This is a genomic window from uncultured Marinobacter sp. (assembly GCF_963974375.1).
In the GTDB taxonomy this organism is placed as follows: Bacteria; Pseudomonadota; Gammaproteobacteria; order Pseudomonadales; family Oleiphilaceae; genus Marinobacter.
On the sequence record NZ_CAXBDN010000009.1, the window covers coordinates 1 to 20,631 of the forward strand.

The 20,631-nt window shown below is 60.3% G+C and carries 18 protein-coding genes and 1 pseudogene; 10 read left to right on the forward strand and 9 right to left on the reverse strand.

The window, feature by feature from the left end:
• The 3 genes and pseudogenes from AAC035_RS01370 to rpe form a co-directional block, all read right to left on the reverse strand.
• Positions 1-486 (reverse strand): annotated as a pseudogene (locus AAC035_RS01370) (anthranilate synthase component I); the annotation flags it as partial.
• 256 nt (positions 487-742) lie between these two features.
• Positions 743-1,432 (reverse strand): phosphoglycolate phosphatase, encoded by a 690-nt coding sequence (locus AAC035_RS01375; RefSeq protein WP_339799283.1) that lies wholly within the window; start codon positions 1,430-1,432, stop codon positions 743-745.
• Positions 1,432-2,103, reverse strand: a complete 672-nt coding sequence (gene rpe, locus AAC035_RS01380; protein ID WP_339799285.1) for a ribulose-phosphate 3-epimerase — start codon at positions 2,101-2,103, stop codon at positions 1,432-1,434. The genes AAC035_RS01375 and rpe overlap by 1 nt, the downstream gene beginning before the upstream one ends.
• A 165-nt stretch (positions 2,104-2,268) precedes the next feature.
• Here rpe and AAC035_RS01385 point away from each other — a divergent pair, with 165 nt between their 5' ends.
• Positions 2,269-3,213 carry a DUF3530 family protein gene (locus AAC035_RS01385; RefSeq protein ID WP_339799287.1) on the forward strand — a complete coding sequence of 315 codons (945 nt, stop codon included), beginning with the start codon at positions 2,269-2,271 and terminating at the stop codon, positions 3,211-3,213.
• A gap of 15 nt (positions 3,214-3,228) precedes the next feature.
• Here the strand turns inward: AAC035_RS01385 and AAC035_RS01390 are convergent, their stop codons facing one another.
• From AAC035_RS01390 to AAC035_RS01415, 6 genes are all read right to left on the reverse strand, one after another.
• Positions 3,229-3,981 (reverse strand): DnaJ domain-containing protein, encoded by a 753-nt coding sequence (locus tag AAC035_RS01390; protein ID WP_339799289.1) that lies wholly within the window; start codon positions 3,979-3,981, stop codon positions 3,229-3,231.
• On the reverse strand, positions 3,978-4,664 hold the full coding sequence (gene murU / locus AAC035_RS01395; protein WP_339799291.1) for an N-acetylmuramate alpha-1-phosphate uridylyltransferase MurU: 687 nt from the start codon (positions 4,662-4,664) through the stop codon (positions 3,978-3,980). Before murU ends, AAC035_RS01390 begins: the two co-directional genes overlap by 4 nt.
• Positions 4,661-5,734, reverse strand: a complete 1,074-nt coding sequence (locus AAC035_RS01400; RefSeq protein WP_339799293.1) for a phosphotransferase — start codon at positions 5,732-5,734, stop codon at positions 4,661-4,663. Before AAC035_RS01400 ends, murU begins: the two co-directional genes overlap by 4 nt.
• Before the next feature lie 114 nt (positions 5,735-5,848).
• Complete coding sequence (locus AAC035_RS01405) at positions 5,849-7,291, reverse strand: FAD-dependent oxidoreductase (protein WP_339799294.1); 1,443 nt, start codon at positions 7,289-7,291, stop codon at positions 5,849-5,851.
• Positions 7,292-7,341: 50 nt separating this feature from the next.
• Positions 7,342-8,484: an acyl-CoA dehydrogenase family protein gene (locus AAC035_RS01410; RefSeq protein WP_339799296.1), complete on the reverse strand. Its 1,143-nt coding sequence runs from the start codon at positions 8,482-8,484 to the stop codon at positions 7,342-7,344.
• Between the two features lie 88 nt (positions 8,485-8,572).
• The gene (locus AAC035_RS01415; protein ID WP_339799297.1) at positions 8,573-9,112 is read right to left on the reverse strand and encodes an OsmC family protein; all 540 of its coding nucleotides are present in this window, start codon (positions 9,110-9,112) and stop codon (positions 8,573-8,575) included.
• 383 nt (positions 9,113-9,495) lie between these two features.
• Here AAC035_RS01415 and AAC035_RS01420 point away from each other — a divergent pair, with 383 nt between their 5' ends.
• From AAC035_RS01420 to AAC035_RS01460, 9 genes are all read left to right on the forward strand, one after another.
• Entirely contained in the window at positions 9,496-10,317 is an 822-nt protein-coding gene (locus AAC035_RS01420; protein ID WP_339799299.1) for an ABC transporter ATP-binding protein, read from the forward strand.
• Positions 10,310-11,548 (forward strand): ABC transporter substrate-binding protein, encoded by a 1,239-nt coding sequence (locus tag AAC035_RS01425; RefSeq protein ID WP_339799301.1) that lies wholly within the window; start codon positions 10,310-10,312, stop codon positions 11,546-11,548. Before AAC035_RS01420 ends, AAC035_RS01425 begins: the two co-directional genes overlap by 8 nt.
• Positions 11,545-12,369, forward strand: a complete 825-nt coding sequence (locus AAC035_RS01430; RefSeq protein WP_339799302.1) for an ABC transporter permease — start codon at positions 11,545-11,547, stop codon at positions 12,367-12,369. The genes AAC035_RS01425 and AAC035_RS01430 overlap by 4 nt, the downstream gene beginning before the upstream one ends.
• Positions 12,370-12,481: 112 nt before the next feature.
• Positions 12,482-14,098: a sigma 54-interacting transcriptional regulator gene (locus AAC035_RS01435; RefSeq protein ID WP_339799304.1), complete on the forward strand. Its 1,617-nt coding sequence runs from the start codon at positions 12,482-12,484 to the stop codon at positions 14,096-14,098.
• A 177-nt stretch (positions 14,099-14,275) separates the two neighbouring features.
• On the forward strand, positions 14,276-16,570 hold the full coding sequence (locus AAC035_RS01440) for an LPS-assembly protein LptD (RefSeq protein ID WP_339799335.1): 2,295 nt from the start codon (positions 14,276-14,278) through the stop codon (positions 16,568-16,570).
• 81 nt (positions 16,571-16,651) lie between these two features.
• Positions 16,652-17,950, forward strand: coding sequence for a peptidylprolyl isomerase (locus tag AAC035_RS01445; RefSeq protein ID WP_339799306.1), 1,299 nt, complete (start codon positions 16,652-16,654; stop codon positions 17,948-17,950).
• Complete coding sequence (pdxA, locus tag AAC035_RS01450) at positions 17,950-18,975, forward strand: 4-hydroxythreonine-4-phosphate dehydrogenase PdxA (RefSeq protein WP_339799307.1); 1,026 nt, start codon at positions 17,950-17,952, stop codon at positions 18,973-18,975. The genes AAC035_RS01445 and pdxA overlap by 1 nt, the downstream gene beginning before the upstream one ends.
• Before the next feature lie 8 nt (positions 18,976-18,983).
• On the forward strand, positions 18,984-19,835 hold the full coding sequence (rsmA, locus tag AAC035_RS01455) for a 16S rRNA (adenine(1518)-N(6)/adenine(1519)-N(6))-dimethyltransferase RsmA (protein ID WP_339799308.1): 852 nt from the start codon (positions 18,984-18,986) through the stop codon (positions 19,833-19,835).
• Positions 19,828-20,628: a symmetrical bis(5'-nucleosyl)-tetraphosphatase gene (locus tag AAC035_RS01460; protein WP_339799310.1), complete on the forward strand. Its 801-nt coding sequence runs from the start codon at positions 19,828-19,830 to the stop codon at positions 20,626-20,628. The genes rsmA and AAC035_RS01460 overlap by 8 nt, the downstream gene beginning before the upstream one ends.
• Positions 20,629-20,631: the final 3 nt, after the last annotated feature.

The window sequence follows — 20,631 nt, forward strand, 5'->3', positions numbered from 1 at the left end:
GTTATCAAACACCACGATCTCATCGGACACCATCAACAGAATGTCCGGAGTGCCGATCTTGTCCGGCGGGCAGCTGTTGCGCAGGCGTTTTTCAATGTAACGCACGGTGTCGTAGCCGAAGTAACCCACCAGGCCACCGTTGAAGCGGGGCAGGTCGTCCAGATCCGGCGCATTGAATCGGGCCTGGTAGTCTGCGACGAAGCTCAGGGGGTCGTCCGCTTCGGTCTCCTCAATGACCTTGCCGTCACGGGTAATGGTGATTTGGTGATCGTTGACCTTGAGCACTTCCCGACAGGGCAGGCCGATGATGGAGTAACGCCCCCATTTTTCGCCACCCTGCACGGATTCAAACAGATAGGAGTAGGGGCCGCTGGCGAGTTTGAGGTAGGTGCTCAGGGGCGTATCAAGGTCCGCGAGGACTTCCCGGTAGACGGGAATGCGGTTATAGCCAGACTCGGCCAGTGCCGTGAATTGCTCGGGTGTCATGTGAAGAGTTCCTGAAATCTGATCTGACTGGGGCCTGTTTGCATCACCATGTGATCACGGTGAGTCAGGGCCGGTTGTGGCGGTGATTCAGCCAGCCTGTTGCTGGCGCCGCCCTGGCTTTTTGCTCAGCCGGTACGCCATCGCCACCATCGTGTTGCGCGGGTAGTCAGGGTGCCTCGCGCTGCAGTCAGTTTCAGTCCCTGCACGGCAGGAATCTCCCGTATGGAAAGGGTGAACGGAAAAGTATCCTGTGAGGTTACAAAAGCTCGGCCAGTGAATCAACCACTGCATGCGCTCCCAGTGACTCAATGCGCGGCCCGTAGTGATAGCCGTAACGGACCGCGACGCAGGGAATGCTGGCGGCAATGGCAGCATTAACGTCGGCTGCAGAATCGCCCACCATCACCGTGGTACCGGGTCGTCCGCCAAGTGCCTGCATGGCATGCAGCAACGGCGCCGGATCAGGTTTCTTGACCGGCAGGGTGTCACCGCCCACCGTCAGCTCGAACCAGTGCTCCAGCCCCATCTGTTCCAGCAGCGGCGCCACAAACCGTTCCGGCTTGTTGGTGACCACCGCCAGGCGGCAGCCCAGAGCCGCCAGTTCCTTCAGGCAATCCTCTACCCCGTCATAGACCACCGAATGCTGACCATTGATGTCGCCATAGGCGGAAAAGAACATGGCGAGGGCATCACTGAACAGGGCCTCGTCTTTCCCGGACGCGGGCTCCCAGTTGATGTTTCCGGCCAGGGCACGGCGCACCAGCACGGTGGCGCCATTGCCGACCCACTGACGAACACTTTCGATACCGGCCGGCTTGCGGCCCAGCTGTTCCAGCATGGTGTCAACGGCCGCCGCCAGATCTGGAGCGCTGTCCACCAGGGTGCCATCCAGGTCAAACAGGGCGACTCTGGGCCAGCGTTCGTTGAACAGACCGCTCAGGCTCATCAGGCTTTTGCCAGTTCGGCGCGCATGGCGTCGATTGTGGCTTTGTAGTCACTGGTGTTAAAGATGGCAGAGCCGGCCACAAAGGTATCGGCACCGGCGGCGGCGATTTCGCGGATATTGTCGGTTTTGACACCACCATCAATTTCCAGGCGGATATCCAGACCACTGTCGTCGATACGCTTGCGGGCTTCCCGGAGCTTGTCGAGGGTGCCGGGAATGAACTTCTGGCCACCAAAGCCAGGGTTCACCGACATCAGCAGGATCATGTCCAGCTTGTCCATGACGTGATTGATGTGGTGCAGCGGCGTCGCCGGGTTGAACACCAGGCCGGCCTTGCAACCGCCTTCCCGGATCAGCTGCAGTGAGCGGTCGATGTGATTGGACGCTTCCGGATGGAAGGTGATGAAGCTGGCGCCGGCATCAATGAACATGCGGATCAGGTCATCCACCGGTGACACCATCAGGTGAACATCAATCGGGGCGGTAACGCCGTGTTTGCGCAGCGCCTCGCAGACCATGGGGCCGATGGTCAGATTGGGCACGTAGTGATTGTCCATGACGTCGAAATGAACCACGTCTGCACCCGCCGCCAGTACATTGTCGACTTCTTCCCCCAGGCGGGCAAAATTGGCGGAAAGAATGGAGGGTGCGATCAGATTGGGCTGTTTCATGGTGCTCACTTCAACAGGTCGAGGTCCGGAGATTGCCGCCAGAGGGGACGCGATGTAAACCTCAATGGCCAAGGTTGCCAGTTGGGCGCGGGTGTCATCGCGTGTCTGGTGCTACAGTTCTCATGCTATGGACGTGATTCTACCAGTTTGATCCGGAGATTGTGTGTGGCCTATCGAGATTTCATTGCCTCCCGGGCATCTGGCGGGTTGGGTGGATTACTGCTGGCACTGCTGATGGTCGGAGCTCCGGCGGCTGTGGGCCAGGACAGAAGTGACACAGACAGCGTGACCGATGAGGCGGGAGCTGCGAGCGCAGCAACAGGCTCCGCGGACAGGCCCATGATCCGTATGAGTTTTGGCAGCCACGCGTTGGCTCGCCGCTACCCGGAGCTTGCTGTCTGGCTGGAGCCAGAGGACTTCAGTCCGGCTCTGGCGCTGTTTGAGGCCGAAACCAGCGCAGAGCCTCACGGTGGCATTCTGCTGCTGGCGGATCAGGGACAGTCTGCCAATGCACCACTGCTGGAGGGCCTGCGGCAGCGGTTAGCGGCGGCCGGGTGGGGCACTCTCAGTATGGGCGTTGAAGAGGCATCCCCGGCGGTTATGGCCGCAATACGTCAGCAGGCTGCGGCGGTGAACCCCGGTGCTGGCACAGGCCTCGAGGAAGATGACGGCGTGGCATCGGTCATGATTGACGTCAACGATGACACCCGCAAAGAGATGATCGACCGCTATTATCTTCAGCACCATGCCCGGCTGACGGAAGGCATGGCCTGGCTCGGTGAGCAGGGTTACGGTGAGCGGGTTATCGTTACCGTAGGCTGGAGTGCGCAACTGCTGTACCAGAGCCTGTTGTCCGGCTTGCCCGGGGTCACAAGAGTGGTCTGGATAGCGCCGGATTTCGCTCTGGCCAGCGACGAGGACCTGATAGCGCCGTTCAGTCCGGTTGCCGTACTGGATCTGCATGCCCGCGAACCGGCCTCCACCCGCGCAGCCGCATTCAGGCGCGCCGGGGTCGAGCGTTTTCAGGGGTCCGTGGTTGCCATATCCGCGAGGCCCGGCGGGCGGGATTCAGCCGTGCTGGCTGGCCGCATCATAAGCTGGCTCAAGTAAAGACGCTGGCCCCGGCTATTGTATGCGCTGCTGACTGCGGACAATTTCCCAGGCCTGCTGCAGCCGCATCAACTGGTCCCGGGCCCGTTCCTCCTGCGCCCGGGTCAGTGTTCCCGAGAGTTTGTCCGGATGGACCTTGGAAACTTCCCGGCGGTAACTTTTCTTGATGGCATCGAAGGTGTCCCGGGACGATACGCCGAGAATCTGACAGGCATCATGATAGCTTTTGGGTCTGGCGGGCAGATCCGCTTGCCATATCTCCCGGGCGTAGCAGGCAAAGATGTCGTCCATTACCTCCAGCGGAAGCCCGATCTGGTCCAGTGCATCCTCGCATCGGTAGCGCTTCGGCTTGCCAGGGCGTCCACCCAGCTGGCTGGCATGGCAGAGGCAGAGGGCAATCAGCAGGCAGGTGTTCAGGCGCAACGACAGCAACAGCCGCAACCCGGTGCCTTTCAGGGCCGGCAGGGTTTTGCTGTCGCGACCCTGATGAAACCGGGCAATAGCCTTGCGTCGGGCGCTGCGGCCAAGGTTCAGTCCCTGCATCAGGGATTCGGTATAGCGGATGTCTGTCTCGGTGACGCGGCCTTCGGCCTTGGCCACATAACCCAGGAAAAAGAACAGGAGTCGTCGGCTGCCGGGCAGCAGGCGGTGTTGAGCAAGCAGTTTTCCCGGCTGGAACTGCCGGTCAGAAAATTCTGCCATCAGGGCATTCAGGCGGCGCTGGAGCCGTGGCGAAAGCCGCGGGAGTTTCTGGTTGGTGTCATTCATGATCTGGGCAGTTCTGGGCTGGCGAGCTGTTGGTTCAGCATTTGCAGGCGCTCCGGCGTGCCGATATCCAGCCAGGCTCCCGGATGGTAAAGCCCTTGTACCTGCCCGGCCACCATGGCTTCACGCAACAGCGGTGCCAGTTTCCGGCTACCCGGGGTAAGGCCGTCAAACAGCGACCGGTGCAGCAGGCTGATACCACTGAACGTCAGGCGGGGCTGTCCTTCGCTCAGCACCAGGCCGTCGTCGTCAAGATGAAAGTCTCCGTCGGGATGGTGTCCGGGATTGTCCGTCAGTACCAGCAGGGCTTTTGCCGATGCCAGTGGCTGCAGTTGGCGAAAATCGAAATCACACCAGATGTCCCCGTTGATCACTGCAAACCAGTCACTGTTCCGGGTCAGTTGTGGCAGGGCCCGGACGATGCCGCCGGCGGTTTCCAGGGGTTCACCCTCGGCGGAGTACTCGATGGATACGCCGAGGGAGCGACCATCGCCCAGGGTCTGCTCGATCTGTTCGCCGAGCCAGGCGTGATTGATGACCAGTTCCCTGAAGCCGGCTGCCTGCAGGCGCTCGATATGATGAACGATCAGTGGTTTGCCGCCGGCCAGGAGCAGGGGTTTTGGTGTATTCAGGGTCAGTGGCCGCATACGTTCGCCTTTGCCCGCGGCCAGTATCAGTGCTTTCACAATGAGTCCGGCGCTCCGCTGTCCATGTTGTCGGTGATGACCAGGTGCAGTGCGGGCATTACGGTATCGGTCAGGAAACGGTGGAAATGTCGCAGCGCCGGTTGCCGACTGCTGGCCTCAACCAGGTAACCGACGGTGCGGGGGATGTCAGGCAGATAGCCGTGCTTGTCGTCCCGCAGTGACAGGCGCGCAAAAATCCCTGCAGCCTTGAGGTGGCGCTGCATGCCCATCAGCTCGAACCATTGCCGGAAGGTGGCCTCATCGGCGTTATGAAGGCCTGCTGCGTGGCTTATCTGGCGGTAGTGCTCCAGCCATTTGTTGCGCCGGGCTTCCGGCCAGGTGATGTAACAGTCCTTCAGCAGCGATACCAGGTCATAAGTAACCGGGCCGGTGACCGCGTCCTGAAAATCAATGACCCCGGGCCGGCTCTGGTCGGGGCGGATCAGCAAGTTACGGGAATGGTAGTCCCGGTGTACCGTCACCTCAGGTTGCGACAGGGCGCTCTCCCGCAGAAACGCAAAGGTCGTCTCAAGCAGGCTCTGCTCAGTGGTGCTCAGGTCAAGTCCCAGCAGTCTGGCCAGCAGCCAGTCCGGGAACAGCGCCATCTCACGATCCAGCAGCTCGGTGTCGTAAGCAGGCAGAGGCCAGTCAGCAGCCGGGGGTAGCTGCTGGATGGCCAGCAATTCGGTCATGGCCTGCTGATAGAGCTCATCGGCATTGACGCCATTGAGGCAGCCAAGCATCAACCGGTCACCAAAGTCTTCCAGCAACAGGAAACCCTGGTTCAGATCCTCGGCCAGTATTGCCGGTACCGAAATGCCCTGCTGCTGCCAGTGGCGGGCGATTCTGACGAATGGGCCGCAGTCTTCGTGGTCTGGCGGCGCATCCATGACGATGGCCGTGTGTTTCTGGGTACCCTGACCTGACGTAGTCGCCCGGAAGTAACGGCGGAAACTGGCATCGCCACTGACCGGTACCAGTCTCGCTTCGTTCCAGCCCGGCTGTTGCCGTACCCAGCGAGTCAGTTGGTCCAGCCGGGTGTCTTGCTCGCTGTGTGTGCTGTTCGTCATGGTGTCAGACCTGTTGCCGCCGTGCAGGGTTGCCTGAGTATACCCTGCGTCAGATCTGAACGTTAGCAGACGGTGGTGACGATGAAAACGGACAGTTGAACCGCGGCCAGCGCCTTACGGCTGCCGGATCCTGGCCTCGTAATGCCGGGATTGCCGGGTGGCGCTGCCGGTAAGGACGAATCCATTGAGTTCACCCTCATGGGACAGGTGCTCCATGATCCTGGTATCGCCGCTGGAGTCACTTTGCCATTGGCCCGGGCCTGTGGGCGGGAACACTGTCAGCGGCAGCGAGCGTGTTTTGACGATGATGGGGCAGGGCGCCGGCTGATAGGGCGTGGGTCTGCCGGTCAGGGTCCTGGCCAGTGCGCTTGCCTGTGCCTTCAGTGGACGTACATAGGGCATCAGCGCACCGTCGATTTCGATACAGTCGCCAAGGGCGTACAGGTGCTCTTCGGAGCAGCGCAGGTACTGATCCACGGATATCCCCCTGGCGGTCGCCAGCCCGCTGCGAATGGCGAGCGAGAGCTCCGGGGCAAGACCAAGCGCGGTGAGCAGCACGTCAGCTCCGAGTTCCGATCCGTCCGACAACCTTATCGAGACCGGGTAAAGATCTTTGTATGAACGCCCCTGATTCTTTTCGTTCGCGCTCTTATGGGGATTCTGGTCCGCCTCGATGTGCTCCACTGACACTCCGAGCCGGCACTGAATGCCACTTTTTTCCAGAGCCTGCTGCAGCAGTTCGGCGGCAGGGGGCGGCAGCAGGTTCGCCAACGGCCAGGTGTTGCGGTCGATCAGCGTTACCTGATGACCGGCCTCGGCAAGATCATCGGCAAATTCACAGCCAATCAGTCCGGCACCCAGTATGGCAACGTGACATCGTGGCTTTTGCAGAAATGCACGGAACGCCCGGTAGTCATCAAGACTGTTGACCTGGCAGACTGGCAGTCCGGTAGTGTTTCCGAAGTCAGGCTGGATCTGGCTGGCACCGGACGCCAGTATCAGATCGCCATAGGGCAATCCTCCCCGGGGCGTGATCAGTTTCCGGCGGCGAGTGTCAATGAACAGGCAGCGGGTACGGGCAATCAGGCAGATATTCAGGGCCGCTGCCCGCTCAGCCCCCAGGTGCCGGATCAGGGCATCTGGAGTCTGTTCGTTGCCGGCAGCGAGTGACACCTGAGGCTTGCTATACACATCACCACTGCAGCGGGTAACGATAATAATGGAGCGTTCCGGGTCTTCTGCCCGAAGATTTTCCGCCAGGGCCCAGGCCGCCATACCGGCTCCCACTATGACGATCTGGTTTGGGTCCGCCGGCAGCTCATGGGGGCCTTGCAGACTTTGCGCCGCAGCGGGCGGCGGTGCATTATCCGCGGTTTCCGGGCGTTCCGGCAGCAATTCGAATTCTGCTTTACGGACGCCGCAGTCGGGGCACTCCCAGTCATCCGGGATATCTTCGTAGCGGGTCCCCGGTGGCAGGCCACCGTCCGGATCACCCTTGGCTTCATCGTATATATAGCCGCACACGTAACACAGGTAGCGGCGATAGGGCTGTTTCATGTCTGGCTCCTGGCAGGTGCGAGGTTGGTGTGGTTATCGGAAATGGTCTGTTAAAGAGCGCCCAGCCGGTCCAGCTCCTTGCGAATGTGCTTCATCGCCGGGGTTACAATGGCCACAAAATAGGACTCCCGGAGCTTGCGCTGTGCCGGGGCGTCGGCGAGATAACCCCGGGCACCCGCATGCAACATCGCCGCCTGGGAGGCTTTCAGCGCCAGCTCTGATCCGCGGTAGCGAAGTTGCAGGACATCGGCGAACAGGCTGTCACTGGGGTCGCGAATGTCTTCGGCCAGGGCTTCCGTGGCTTGCCAGGCGTCGGTCAGCGCCTCTTCCAGAATATCCGGCTGATCGTCCAGATAGCGGTTGACGTGATGGTGAGTCAGCTCCATGTCGCGGATAATTTGCAGGCAGCCCTGGGCCAGTCCCAGGCCCATGCCCATCTGGAGCAGGACGAAACCGGAGCGTATTCGACGGATCAGCTGCGGCACCCGGGCTGAGATGACATGGTTGTCCGGGATGAAGCTGTTGTTGAAATGGCAGGCGTAGGTACCGCTGCCCTCCAGTGCGGTGAACTCGGCGCACTGCTGCAGCCGGAAGCCGGGCTGATCGCACTGGATAACAGCCATCACCAGGCCATCGTCATCCTCGCGCCGGAAGATAGAAGCGAAGGCGTGGCCGGGTCCCAGGTTGGAAACCCAGGGCAGGGTACCGTTGGCCATGTAGCCGCCTTTTACTTTGCGTACGGACACCTTCAGCTTTTCGATGCTGGCGAAATGCTTCATGGCATTGGACAGCCCGGTCCCACCGAGCTGCGTGCCATCGCTGATGCCTGGCAGCAGGAGAGAGCGGGCTTCGGGATTGTCCGCATTGTCCAGATACCAGGCCAGCGCGTCCTGGCAGAACCCGGTCGACATACACTCCTCAGAGACCGTTGCCATGGACCTGACAGCCGCGCTGAAACTGCCAATGCCCCGGGATGCCGGTGATGACAGGTGCTGCCGGTAGCCACCCAGCTCGCCCAGCTGATGCATGAAAGCGGCCGGAAACTTGCCTTTTCGGTCAATCGTGATGGTATCCGGAGCCAGTGCGCGTTTGACCAGGTCTCTGACCGGGTCTTCCGAGCGCTCGGCACCGGACATCTCCAGAGCATGGTTCAGAAATCTGTCCGGCGCGATCGTCTGGGCTGAGGCATTCATGGTGTTCTCCTTGCGAGCAGTAGCGGAAGGCTGCAGGCATTTTCAGCCTTCCGATCGGTGTTTCCGGGCTCAAGTCCGCCTGCCTGATTCAGGCCAGGGCGACGCTGGTGGAGACCGGGTTACGCAGGGTGTTCGCCACCGGCGACCACTTGTCCGCCCACTGCACCAGCTCTTCGAGCTCCTCGCGCGAGCAGTCCCCGTCAATGTCGAAGGTCACCCGGATATCTGTAAATCCAAGGCGTTTCTCGCTGGTATCGCCCACCCCCCACACGCTGCTGATGTTGATGTCGCCTTCGAGATTTGCTTCCAGTTTGTAGAGAGTGATGCCGCGAGATGTGGCATTGGCATGGATGCCTACCAGCAGGCAGGACCCCAATGATGCCAACACAGCCTCGGACGGATTCGGGGCGTTGTTTTCACCGAGCAGGGTGGGCGGTTCGTCAATCAAATGGCCGCTGAGGTCCCGGCAATAAGTCATCATCCGGAAAATACCTTCACAGACTGTGTGGGCTTTCAGCGTATTGACTTTCGCCGGATCAAGTTTCGCTTTGGCGCCGAGGGATTTCAGGCCGTCTGCATCAAGCGGGCGGAGCGGAGTTTTTGACTCATTCAGGGCTGTCGAGCTCATGTTATGTCTCCTTATTGGACCTGCAGTGGGCAGTTATCCGGATTGGTTTCGTTTTCAATCCAGTGCTCAGCAGCAACTGTGCCAGCGCCGGATATTTATGTAATTGTCGATAAGGAACAGCGAGTTATCGGTTTTATGGTGGGTCTCGGGGGAATCTGCGCGTCCTGAACAAACAGGACAATGTCGACAATGTCCGGTTTGTCAGGCTGGTTGGTCAGGCTACCAGCGGTGAAATTCGCAGCCGTTTCCCGGAAAACTGCGCTTTGTCGGGGGTTTGACGCTTCTGGCCCCGGAATTGCTCTGAATCTGTCAGCGACTCGTTTTGAGAAGCTGAAGTGATAGCCGTACGCCGCTGTCACCAACCGACAGAATGGAGAGACGACATGGGAGCAGCAGTTCAGATCAACGCCATCAGTCACCGGTTTTCCCGGCAGGGACCGCTGGTTCTCGATGATCTCAACCTCGATATCGGCGCCGGAGAGCGGGTCGCCCTGATCGGTGAAAGTGGCTGTGGCAAGTCCACCCTGCTGCACATGCTGGCGGGACTCAGCCTGCCGTCCGACGGTTGTATCCGGGTGAACGGACGCCAGGTAACCCGACCCCACTCCGACTGGAATATGATGTTTCAGCGCCCGGCCCTCTATCCCTGGCTGTCGGTAACCCAGAATGTGGCGCTGGGGCTGCAGTTCACCGGCCAATCCAAAGGCCTGAAAGAACGGGTTGACGAAATGCTGGCCCTGGTGGGGCTGGGCAATCGCGGAAACGATCGCATCCAGGATCTGTCCGGTGGTCAGCAGCAACGGGTGGCTCTGGCTCGTTCGCTGGCGGTCAAGCCCAAACTGATTCTGCTGGATGAACCTTTTTCCGCACTGGATCCATTTACCCGTCGTTCCCTGCAACTGGAAGTGAGCCGCATCGCCCACGACCAGAAAATAACCCTGGTTCTGGTGACCCACGACATTGATGAAGCCATCACCATGGGTGACCGGATCGTGGTCATGGGCCGGAACCCCGGTACGTTCCGGGCAGTGCTCGACAATCGTCTGCCGTCGCCCCGAAACCCGATGCACCCTGACTTTGTCGCATTGCGCCGCAGCGTCATGCAGCATTTTGAAGCCTCTATGGAGGTATCTTCCGAAACGGATGCCGCAGCGGACCCTGCTGCCATGCCCTACCTTGCCCAAGGAGAATCAGCTCATGTGTAACTGCACTTCCTGTTCCTCAACCGAAGCAACTGACTACAGCCTTGATCAGGGTCGTCGAAAATTCATGCTGGATTCCCTCGCCGCCGGTGGTCTGGCTGCCAGCCTGGGGATGTCCGGATTGGCCCGGGCCAATGCCCCGGCGGAAGCAAATCCGGTGGTAAAAATCGGTTACCTGCCGATCACTGATGCCACAGCGTTACTGGTGGCCCACGCCAACGGTTACTTCGAGGAAGAGGGGCTGAAAGTCGAGGCACCCACGCTGATTCGCGGCTGGTCACCGTTGGTGGAAGGCTTTGCGGCGGGCCGATTCAACCTGGTTCACCTGCTCAAGCCGATTCCCTTGTGGATGCGTTACAACAACCAGTTTCCGGTCAAGATCATGGCCTGGGCCCATACCAGCGGGTCTGCGGTGGTGGTCGGGCGTCGCAGTCAGGCAAAGGATTTTGGTGACCTGGGAGGCAGTCAGGTGGCAGTACCCTACTGGTACTCCGTGCACAATGTGCTTTTGCAGAAAGCACTGAAGCAGGCAGGCCTCAAACCGGTCATCAAGGATCAGGGGGCTACGCTTGCGGCGGACGAAGTGAATCTGCTGATCCTGCCGCCACCGGAGATGCCGCCAGCCCTGGCGGCGGGCCAGATTGATGCCTTTACGGTGGCCGAACCCTTCAATGCTGCCGGAGAGCTGCTGGCAGGCGGTCGCATGCTGCGCTTTACCGGGGATATCTGGCAGAACCACCCCTGTTGCGTGATTTGCATGAACGAGCAAATGGTGAATCAGAATCCGGAGTGGACCCAGAAAGCCATGAACGCGCTGGTGCGGGCCGAGGCCTATGCCCAGGCCAACAAGGAATCCGTAGCTGAAATGCTTTCCCGGGACGGCAAGGGTTATTTGCCGATGCCGGCAAAGGTCGTGGTCAGGGCCATGACTCATTACGGTACCGAGCACTACGACGATGGTATGGCGATCCGACATGGCGCCTGGAGTAACGGCCGGATTGACTTTGCACCTTACCCCTATCCCTCTGCTACCCGCTTTCTGGTGGACGCCATGAGGGACACGCTGGTCAGCGGCGACAATACCTTCCTCGGCGATCTCGATGCGGACTTTGTAGCGAGTGACCTGGTGGATGACCGTTTCGTGAAACAGGCTCTTGGCAAGTATCCGACCGCCCATGTGCCGGGTGGCAATCCCGACAGTCTGTGGGATCGGGAGGAGGTATTTTCGTTATGAGCATACTGAACCCCGCGGTAGCGGCAAACCCGGGTATTCCCGGCTCACCACAGCTGCGGATCTGGCTGGCGAGGCTGGGCTTTCCGGTGGCGGGCCTGGCGCTGTTGCTGGCGATCTGGTGGTACGGCGGCTGGCTGGTAGGTCGCAACCCGGACACCTTCGCGTTCGCCGGTTTTGGTCCTCAGTACGCCTTGCCAGCCGCCTGGCAACTGGTAACAGGCGGTCAGCTCTCAGCCATCGTGGTCCCGAGCCTGTCCCGCATTGGCCAGGGTCTGTTGTGGGCGGTGGTGGCGGGTGTGCCTATCGGTATTCTGCTAGGAAGTCTGACCTGGGCCCGTCAGCTGGCCAATTTTCCGTTCCAGCTTCTGAGAATGGTCAGCCCGCTGGCCTGGATGCCGGTGGCGGTGCTTGCTTTTGCAACCTGGGAGGGGGCCATTGTCTTTTTGATCTTCATGGCGGCGGTCTGGCCAATCCTGTTTTCCACGGCCTTTGGTGTGCAGCGGATTGACCCGATGTACTACAAGGTGGCCCGTAATTTTGGCGCCTCCCATCTGGCGATGCTGCGTCGGCTCGTTCTGCCAGCTGTGGCGCCGGACATGCTGGCTGGTTTTCGGCTGGCTCTGGGGGTTGCCTGGGTGGTGTTGGTGCCCGCGGAATATCTCGGGGTGACCAGCGGTCTCGGCTACGCCATCAACGATGCCAGAGACATTCTGGCCTATGATCTGCTGGCGGCTCTGGTACTGATCATCGGTGTTATCGGATTCTTGCTGGACAGCATCGTGGTGATGCTGACCCGGTACTTTGGATGGCAGGGAAGCTGACCATAGTTGGTGGATGAAATGCAGTGGTCTGTTGCTTGCATGGGGTCTTTGGCAGACCGGGACACCGGCTTGCCGGAAAGTCCGTCACTGTAGCCCTGCACAGGAGGCTGTTATGTCCGCCAGACAGGACCACCATGATGATCTGGAGCTTGAATCGCTGTTGCTGGCGCAGGCGGCGCAACTCTTCGGCAGCAGTCTCGATCTGTCTGCGACTATTCCCGCGGTATTGCGGCTGATGTCACAGCTGGTCGGCCTCAACCGTGGCCGGGTCGTGGTGCCCGACGGAGATGGTCAGGCGTTGCGGATACGTTATGCCTATGGGCTCACGGAGGATGAGCGTCGCCGTGGGGTTTACGCCCCGGGAGAGGGCGTTACCGGGCAGGTGATGGCCTCGGGTCGCGTCAGCGTGGTGCAGAATGTTGATGACGAGGGTGGTTACCTGTTCCGGGCCGTGGATCGTCAGACCCTGCCGGAGGGCACTGTCTGTTTTATTGCGATGCCGATTGTCATGGATGGGGATGTGCTTGGTGTGCTGGCCTGCCATCGTCTGCGGGACCGGCCCCGGCCATTTCGCGCCGACCTGCATCTGCTGCAGATCCTGGCCGCGATGTTTGGACAGGCCCTGAGGATTCAGGAGCTGGTTGCCCGTCGTACCGAACAGCTGGAGGAGCAAAACCAGGCATTGCGGTCCGCGCTTGCGGAGGAGGTGGGTGCCCACGGTGTGATTGGCAATAGCGTGGCACTGCGGCATGCCCTGGAGCAGGCGTTGAGGATTGCCCCGGCAGACGCAACCGTCATGCTGCAGGGGGAATCGGGCACCGGCAAAGAGCGTTTTGCCCGGCTTATTCATGACCGGAGTCCACGGCACCGTGAGCCCTTTATTTGCATCAACTGCGCCGCTATTCCGGAGAATTTGCTGGAGGCCGAGCTGTTCGGCCATGAAAAAGGTGCCTTTACCGGAGCGGTGCGGGCCCGGATTGGTAAAGTCGAACTGGCGGATGGTGGTACCCTCTTTCTGGATGAAATCGGAGACATGAATCTGGAATTGCAGGCCAAGCTGCTGCGACTGCTGCAGGAGAAAACGCTGCAGAGGGTGGGGGGTGACCGTGATATTCCGGTGAATCTGCGTGTCATCACCGCGACCCACCAGGATCTGCAGCGCCAGGTCAACGAAGGCCGGTTCCGGCTGGATCTGTTCTATCGGTTGAACGTCATACCCCTGATGCTCCCGCCCTTGCGTCAACGCAGTGGGGACATCCGCCTGCTGGCGTTGCACTTCCTGAATATGTTCAATCGCCGGCACTGCAAGCATCTTGAGTTTGGGGATGGCGTCATTGAGCGCCTTGAGAGCTTTGACTGGCCGGGAAATATCCGCCAGTTGGAAAATGTCATTGAGCGTGCCGTGCTGATGGGGCAGACCCGCCGGATTGACGCCGGTGAGATGGAGCAGTTGCTGGGCATGGAGTCCGCCGTGGAGGGCCATGATCGTCAGGCATCCATCTCCGGAATACCGGAAACAGCGGGCCTGGTGCAGGGGTGGAAACTCGCCGAGGGCGCCGGTGACCGGCCCTATCAGAAACTGTCAGACACTGACCCGGAAACCATCCGCTCAGCGGTCGCGCGCTGTCGCGGCAACAAGACCCGCGCGGCCAGGGAGCTGGGGCTGACCGCCCGCCAGCTCCATTACCGCATCCAGAAGCTGGGCCTCGAAGACAATTACCGTGGCTGACCAATGCTTCGTTAACAACCCCCCTGCAGCCGTGTAAACTAGGCGCGTTTTCACGCCTTTGCCCATCGCCACAGGACCTCAGCCACGGTGTTACTTCCAAAGCCTCTGCGTCTGCACCGCCGGATTGTCCGGCCGGCCTTGATTTTCGGGGTGGCGGTGGGTGCTGCGGTTACCCAGATGCCGCTGTCAGGTGCCAGCGAAGCGGTGGCAGACCACTCTGCCGCAGCCATTGACTGGCGGCCCCGGGATCAGCTGCCGCGGGCGCAGCGGGACGCACTGCCGGCATTCTGCTCCGGCGGCTATCTGCAGCCCGAGGCTGCAGACGAAAGCTCGAGGGATAATGGAGCAGGCGGCAGCGTCATTGAGGCAAGTGCGTTGTCTGCCCGTTACGAAATGGATGCCGAACTCTACCTGAAAGGCGACGTACGGTTTGCCCAGGGCGATATTCAGTTGACCGGTGATGAGGCCCGTTACAATCAGCGTTCCGGCCAGGTTGCCTTGTCGGGTGACCTGGTGACCCGGGGCGGAGGCGTCCTGCTGACGGGCGACGAAGCCTCCTACGACGTCAACACCGGTTACTTCGATCTGAATGACGCCACCTATCTGCTTCATGCTGCCGAGATGCGTGGCCGGGCTGACCGGCTGCATCGCACCGGTACTCAGGAACTGACCATTGAGGGGGGCTATCTGACTACCTGCGCGCCGGATCAGAACGACTGGTCCATAGTGGCGTCGGACATCCGGCTTAACCAGGCGGAAGGCTTCGGGACCGCCCGTCATGTGCGCCTGCAGGTAAAGGATGTGCCGGTGTTCTACTGGCCCTGGGCCAGTTTCCCCATTGACGACCGGCGCAAGAGTGGCTTCCTGTACCCGTCCATCGGTAGCTCCAGTGCGGACAGTGGACTGGCCATCGCGGCACCTTACTACTTCAATATTGCGCCGCATTACGATGCCACCCTGACACCACAGTATATCAACGGTCGTGGCTTGTTTACCGAGGCGGAGGGTCGCTACCTGAGCCGGTGGGGGCAATCTGTGTTGCAACTGGGCTATATCGACCGGGATTCGGATTACCGGCGCGAGTACCCGGGTGAATCCGGCGAGCGCTGGGCACTGGATTTCAGTACCCGGGCCCGGTTTGGTGGCGGCTGGCGCGGCTATGGCGATTATTCAGTGGTTTCCGATAACGACTACCTGAGCGACCTCAACCTGTCTCTGGATATCGGTCGTGCGACCCATCTGGAGCGTCGTGGCGGCGTCAGCTATCAGGATCAGTGGCAGTGGTTTGAGGCCTATGCGGCCGGTTACCAGACCATCACCGACACGGTGACCGATCAGGACCGTCCGTATTCGCAATTGCCGGAACTCTGGTACGAAGCGACTGTGCCGGCTGGCCCTCTGGAGCTTGGCCTGGCCAGCCAGTACACCTGGTTCTACCGGGACAACACCGGGCTGACCGGGCTCGACCGGGCCAACGGTCAGCGCATCCGGGTCGAGCCGGAACTGGCGTTGCCGCTGCGGGCCACGTGGGGTTACAGCCGGCCCTCAGTGACCCTTGACCATACCTGGTATGAGCTGGACGATTATGATCCGGGCAGCAGCTCCTTTGACCGGACGGTGCCGGTATTCGAGTGGGACAATGGGCTATATTTTGATCGACCCACGGAGCTGCTTGGCCGCGCATGGAACCAGTCACTGGAACCCCGGCTTTACTACGCCCGGGCGGATGCACCAGCGGATCAGGATCAGATTCCGGACTTTGACGCGGGTCTGCGGTCTTTCAGTTTCGATAATTTGTTCCGTCGTAACCGCTTTACCGGCGGTGACCGGGTGGCAGATGCCAATCAGCTGACTGTGGCACTCACCAGTCGCTTCAATGACATGGCGACGGGTGCCGAGCGTGCCCGGCTGAGCCTGGGTCAGGTCTATTTCTACGATGACCGGGAAGTGACGCTGGACGGACTGGGTGCCGAACGGCGCAGTGATTCCCCGCTGGCAGGCGAGCTGGCACTGCGGCCTGTGGATGGTCTGGATCTGCGCTATTCCACGTTGTGGGATCCCCGTGAAAGCCAGACTGAGGAAGCCCGCACCCAACTGATGTTTCATTCACCCGATTATCGCTATCTGGCGATGCTGGGCCACAGTTATAGACGAAATGAATTCGAACAGATGGATATTGGCGCGGTGGTTCCTGTCACAGACAGTGTCAGCCTGATTGGTCGCTGGGTTTATGACTCGCAGCTGGACCGCACCGCCGGTACACTGGCGGGAATCGAGTACAATAGTTGTTGCTGGAGTCTGCAACTGGTCGGCCAGAGTATCCTGACCGACGACCAGGAGCTGGATCATCGTATTCTGTTTCAGATTCAGCTCAAGGGTATCGGTGGTTCCGGTGGCACTGCCAGTACCTTGTCGGATGCTTTCTACGGCTACGATGAGCGCGAACGCCGCCGTTTCCGTAGCCGGCCATAGGCTATGGATGCGGGACCACGAATCAAGATTGACTGAAGGCGCTCAAACGAGTGCCGTCTTCCATGACAAACCGAGGTGAATATGCAGGCAATTCGTCGCCTGAAGGCAGTGTATTTTATGGCGCTACTGGCCCTTCTGCTGGTAGTGCCCGTGGCCCAGGCAGAACGCCAGTTGCTGGATCGGGTGATCGCCATCGTGGACGACGGTGTCATTCTGAAGTCTGAACTGGACGCCCGGGTGAACACGATTACGTCCCGGCTGCAGGGGCAGGGCACCGGTCTTCCCCCCCGTCAGGTCCTGGAAGAGCGGGTGCTGGACCAGCTGATCACCGAGAGTATCCAGCTGCAGATGGCGGATAACATGGGTATGCGGCTGAGTGACAATGAACTCAACGAAACCCTGGTGCGGATTGCCCAGGGCAACAATATGACTCTGGATCAGTTTGAGCGGCAGCTGGAAGCCGAGGGGGTCTCCTACCAGGAGGCCCGTGAGCAGATCCGTCGTGAGGTTCTGGCCAGCCGGGTTCAGCAACGTCAGGTAGACGGCCGGATCAGAGTGACCGATCGCGAGGTTGAGAATTACCTTGAGCAGATGGCCGGTAATACTGACAACACCGAGTATCGGTTTGCTCACATCCTGGTGGCGGTGGATAACTTTGCTGACCAGCAGGAAGTGAATGAGGCCCGTGCCAAGGCCGAGCGTCTGCGTCAGGAAATCGCGGATGGCCGTGATTTCCAGTCTGTTGCTGTTGCCGAATCTGATGCCAGCAACGCACTTGACGGCGGTGACATGGGCTGGCGCTCACAGGGCCAGTTGCCCTCGCTGGTCAGCGACGTGGTACCGGATTTGCCGATAGGTGAACCGTCCGAAGTGTTGCAAAGCGGCAGTGGCTTTCACCTGGTCTCGGTGCAGGAGCGTCGTGGCGGCGAAGAACGTAGTGTGGTGGAGCAGTCCCGGGTGCGTCATATCCTGATCCGCACCACCGAAGTCATGACCGACGAGCGCGCGGAGCGCCAGATCAACGATATATTCGCGCAGCTTCAGGATGGTGTGGACTTTGCTGCCCTGGCGCGGGAATTTTCCAATGACCCAGGGTCCGCCTCAGAAGGCGGTGCTCTGGGCTGGGTAAGCCCGGGCCAGATGGTACCGGAGTTTGAGGAGACCATGACGAATGCGGACGTGGGCGAGATAAGCCGGCCGTTCCGCTCGCAGTTTGGCTGGCACATTCTGGAAGTGGAAGATCGCCGGCAGCGGGACATCAGCAGTCAGGTTCGGGATGGCGAGGCCCGTCAGGCTCTTTACCGTCGCAAATTTGAAATCGAATTGCAGAACTGGCTGAGGGAAATTCGTGATGAAGCCTATGTCGAGATCAAATCCTGATGACTGAACCGGTGGTGCTGGCCCTTACTGCTGGCGAGCCGGCAGGGATAGGTCCTGAACTGTGTCTGCAACTGGCCACCGCGGCCCGGGAGCAGGGCATTGTGGTGGTGGCCAGCCGTGCACTGCTGGCAGATCGGGCCAGTATGCTCGGCCTGGACATCAGCCTGCATGCCTGGCAGCCCGGCGATACTGTGGCTTGTGGCGCCGGCGAGCTATCGGTGCTGGATATTCCGGGCATTGTCTCTCTGGTGGCGGGCAGGACTGATCCGGCCAACAGCCAGTACGTGCTGGATACCCTGACCCGGGCGGCTGATGGCTGCCTGGAGGGGGTTTTTGATGGCATGGTCACCGCGCCGGTTCACAAGGGTGTGATTAACGAGGCCGGCATTGCCTTCAGTGGTCACACCGAGTTTTTGCAGGAACTGTGTGGTGTTGAGCGTGTCGTCATGATGCTGGCCACAGAGGAGCTGCGGGTCGCTCTGGTGACCACCCATCTGCCCCTGAAAGACGTGGCCGCAGCGATTACCCCGCAACGGCTGACGCAGGTGACCCGAATCCTGAATCAGGACCTGAAAACCTTTTTCGGTATCGCCCGCCCCCGTATTCTGGTGGCCGGCCTCAATCCTCATGCTGGTGAGGGTGGTCATCTGGGGCGGGAAGAAATTGAGGTGATCGAGCCGACCCTGGCGCAACTCCGGGAAGAGGGTATCGAACTGACCGGCCCGCTGCCGGCTGACACCCTGTTTACCCCTCACTGGCTGGAAAACGCCGATGCGGTGTTGGCCATGTATCACGATCAGGGTCTGCCGGTGCTCAAGTACCAGGGCTTTGGTCGTGCAGTGAATATTACCCTGGGCCTGCCCATTGTACGGACCTCGGTGGACCATGGTACGGCACTGGATCTGGCGGGCACGGGCACTGCGGATGCCGGCAGCCTGCACACGGCGATCAGGGTCGGCGCTGACATGGCCCGCTGTCTGCGAGAGGCCAGACCGTCTGCCGCCTCCGACCGCCAACAGGATTAATCGTTTTCATGAGCAAGAAAGGGGGCCATCAGGCCCGTAAGCGTTTTGGACAGAACTTCCTTCACGACCCGGGCGTCATCGAACGGATTGTCCGCTCCATCAGCCCCAGGGCGGACGACGCCATGGTGGAGATCGGCCCCGGTCTTGGCGCTCTGACCGAAGAAATTCTGGCGGTGAATCCGCATTTGCAGGTGGTGGAGCTGGACCGGGATCTGATCCCGGTGTTACGGACCAAGTTCTTCAATTACCCGGATTTCCGGATTCATGAGGCTGACGCCCTGCGTTTTGATTTCAGCTCGCTGGTCACCGACGGCAAGCCGCTGCGGATTGTGGGTAATCTGCCCTACAATATTTCCACACCGCTGATATTTCACCTGCTGAGCCAGTCCGGTGTGGTGAAGGATATGCACTTCATGCTGCAAAAAGAAGTGGTTCAGCGCATGGCGGCGGGTCCCGGTGAGAACAACTATGGGCGCCTGGGCATCATGACCCAGTATTTCTGCAAGGTTCAGCCCCTGTTCGAGGTAGGTCCGGGGGCGTTCAAACCGGCGCCAAAGGTGGACTCCGCCATTGTCCGGCTGGTGCCCCATGAGTCCCTGCCGCATCTGGCAAAAGATCACAAAACGCTGCAGGTCGTGGTGCGAACGGCGTTCAATGCCCGCCGAAAAACCCTGCGCAAGGCCCTTGGTACACTGGTCAGTGCCGAACAGTTACAGTCGCTGGGCATCAACGATGGTCTTCGGCCGGAGAACCTGAGCCTCGCTGATTTCGTTGCTATTGCGGATTTCGTGGCAGACCAGGGGCTGTTGCAAGACGCGCCGGATGCAGCCAACGACGACACGGGAGTGAGTGATGACTGATTACGCCATTGGCGATATTCAGGGCTGCTACGATCGGCTGCTGGATGTGCTGGCCAAGGTGGATTTTTCGCCGTCCCGGGACCGGCTCTGGGTGGCGGGCGATCTGATTAACCGCGGCCCGGCCTCACTGGCAACCCTGCGCTATATACACCGCCTTGGCAGTTCCGCGGTGGTGGTGCTGGGCAACCACGATCTGCATCTGCTGGCGGTGGCGCGGGGTGGTCACGGCCTCAAGCGTAAGGATACTCTGCAGGATATTCTGGATGCGCCGGACCACGACACCCTGCTTGACTGGCTGGCGCAGCAGAACATCGCGGTTCACGATGCCGGTCGTAACCTGGTCATGGCCCACGCCGGGCTACCCCACATCTGGACTGTCGAACAGGCCATGAGCTGCGCCCGTGAGCTGGAAACTGTCCTGCGGGGCGATAGCGTGGCGGATTATTTTCAGGCCATGTACGGCAATATCCCGGAGCGCTGGGACGCGTCTCTTGTTGGCATGGACCGCTGGCGGGTGATCACCAACTATTTCACCCGGATGCGTTTTATTGCTCCGGATGGCGCTCTGGAACTGACCACCAAAGAGTCTGCCGGCAATGCCCCGGCTGGGTATGCCCCCTGGTTCAGCTACCCGCGCAGCGACGATGTACGGGTGATTTTCGGTCACTGGGCATCCATCGAAGGCAACACCGGTTATGACCGGTTTATCGGGCTGGACACCGGTTGTGTCTGGGGTGGTGCACTGACCATGATGAATCTGGACACCGGAGAAAAGATCCACTGTGACTGCTGATTC

Excerpts from the sequence above, each read along its gene's own strand:
- AAC035_RS01430 (WP_339799302.1), top strand. The coding sequence starts at position 11,545 with ATGAGCATACTGAACCCCGCGGTAGCGGCAAACCCGGGTATTCCCGGC.
- AAC035_RS01460 (WP_339799310.1), top strand. The coding sequence starts at position 19,828 with ATGACTGATTACGCCATTGGCGATATTCAGGGCTGCTACGATCGGCTG.
- AAC035_RS01435 (WP_339799304.1), top strand. The coding sequence starts at position 12,482 with ATGTCCGCCAGACAGGACCACCATGATGATCTGGAGCTTGAATCGCTG.
- AAC035_RS01440 (WP_339799335.1), top strand. The coding sequence starts at position 14,276 with ATGCCGCTGTCAGGTGCCAGCGAAGCGGTGGCAGACCACTCTGCCGCA.
- AAC035_RS01410 (WP_339799296.1), bottom strand. The coding sequence starts at position 8,484 with ATGAATGCCTCAGCCCAGACGATCGCGCCGGACAGATTTCTGAACCAT.
- AAC035_RS01425 (WP_339799301.1), top strand. The coding sequence starts at position 10,310 with ATGTGTAACTGCACTTCCTGTTCCTCAACCGAAGCAACTGACTACAGC.
- AAC035_RS01445 (WP_339799306.1), top strand. The coding sequence starts at position 16,652 with ATGCAGGCAATTCGTCGCCTGAAGGCAGTGTATTTTATGGCGCTACTG.
- AAC035_RS01375 (WP_339799283.1), bottom strand. The coding sequence starts at position 1,432 with ATGAGCCTGAGCGGTCTGTTCAACGAACGCTGGCCCAGAGTCGCCCTG.
- AAC035_RS01420 (WP_339799299.1), top strand. The coding sequence starts at position 9,496 with ATGGGAGCAGCAGTTCAGATCAACGCCATCAGTCACCGGTTTTCCCGG.
- AAC035_RS01400 (WP_339799293.1), bottom strand. The coding sequence starts at position 5,734 with ATGACGAACAGCACACACAGCGAGCAAGACACCCGGCTGGACCAACTG.
- pdxA (WP_339799307.1), top strand. The coding sequence starts at position 17,950 with ATGACTGAACCGGTGGTGCTGGCCCTTACTGCTGGCGAGCCGGCAGGG.
- rsmA (WP_339799308.1), top strand. The coding sequence starts at position 18,984 with ATGAGCAAGAAAGGGGGCCATCAGGCCCGTAAGCGTTTTGGACAGAAC.
- AAC035_RS01405 (WP_339799294.1), bottom strand. The coding sequence starts at position 7,291 with ATGAAACAGCCCTATCGCCGCTACCTGTGTTACGTGTGCGGCTATATA.
- AAC035_RS01390 (WP_339799289.1), bottom strand. The coding sequence starts at position 3,981 with ATGAATGACACCAACCAGAAACTCCCGCGGCTTTCGCCACGGCTCCAG.
- rpe (WP_339799285.1), bottom strand. The coding sequence starts at position 2,103 with ATGAAACAGCCCAATCTGATCGCACCCTCCATTCTTTCCGCCAATTTT.
- AAC035_RS01415 (WP_339799297.1), bottom strand. The coding sequence starts at position 9,112 with ATGAGCTCGACAGCCCTGAATGAGTCAAAAACTCCGCTCCGCCCGCTT.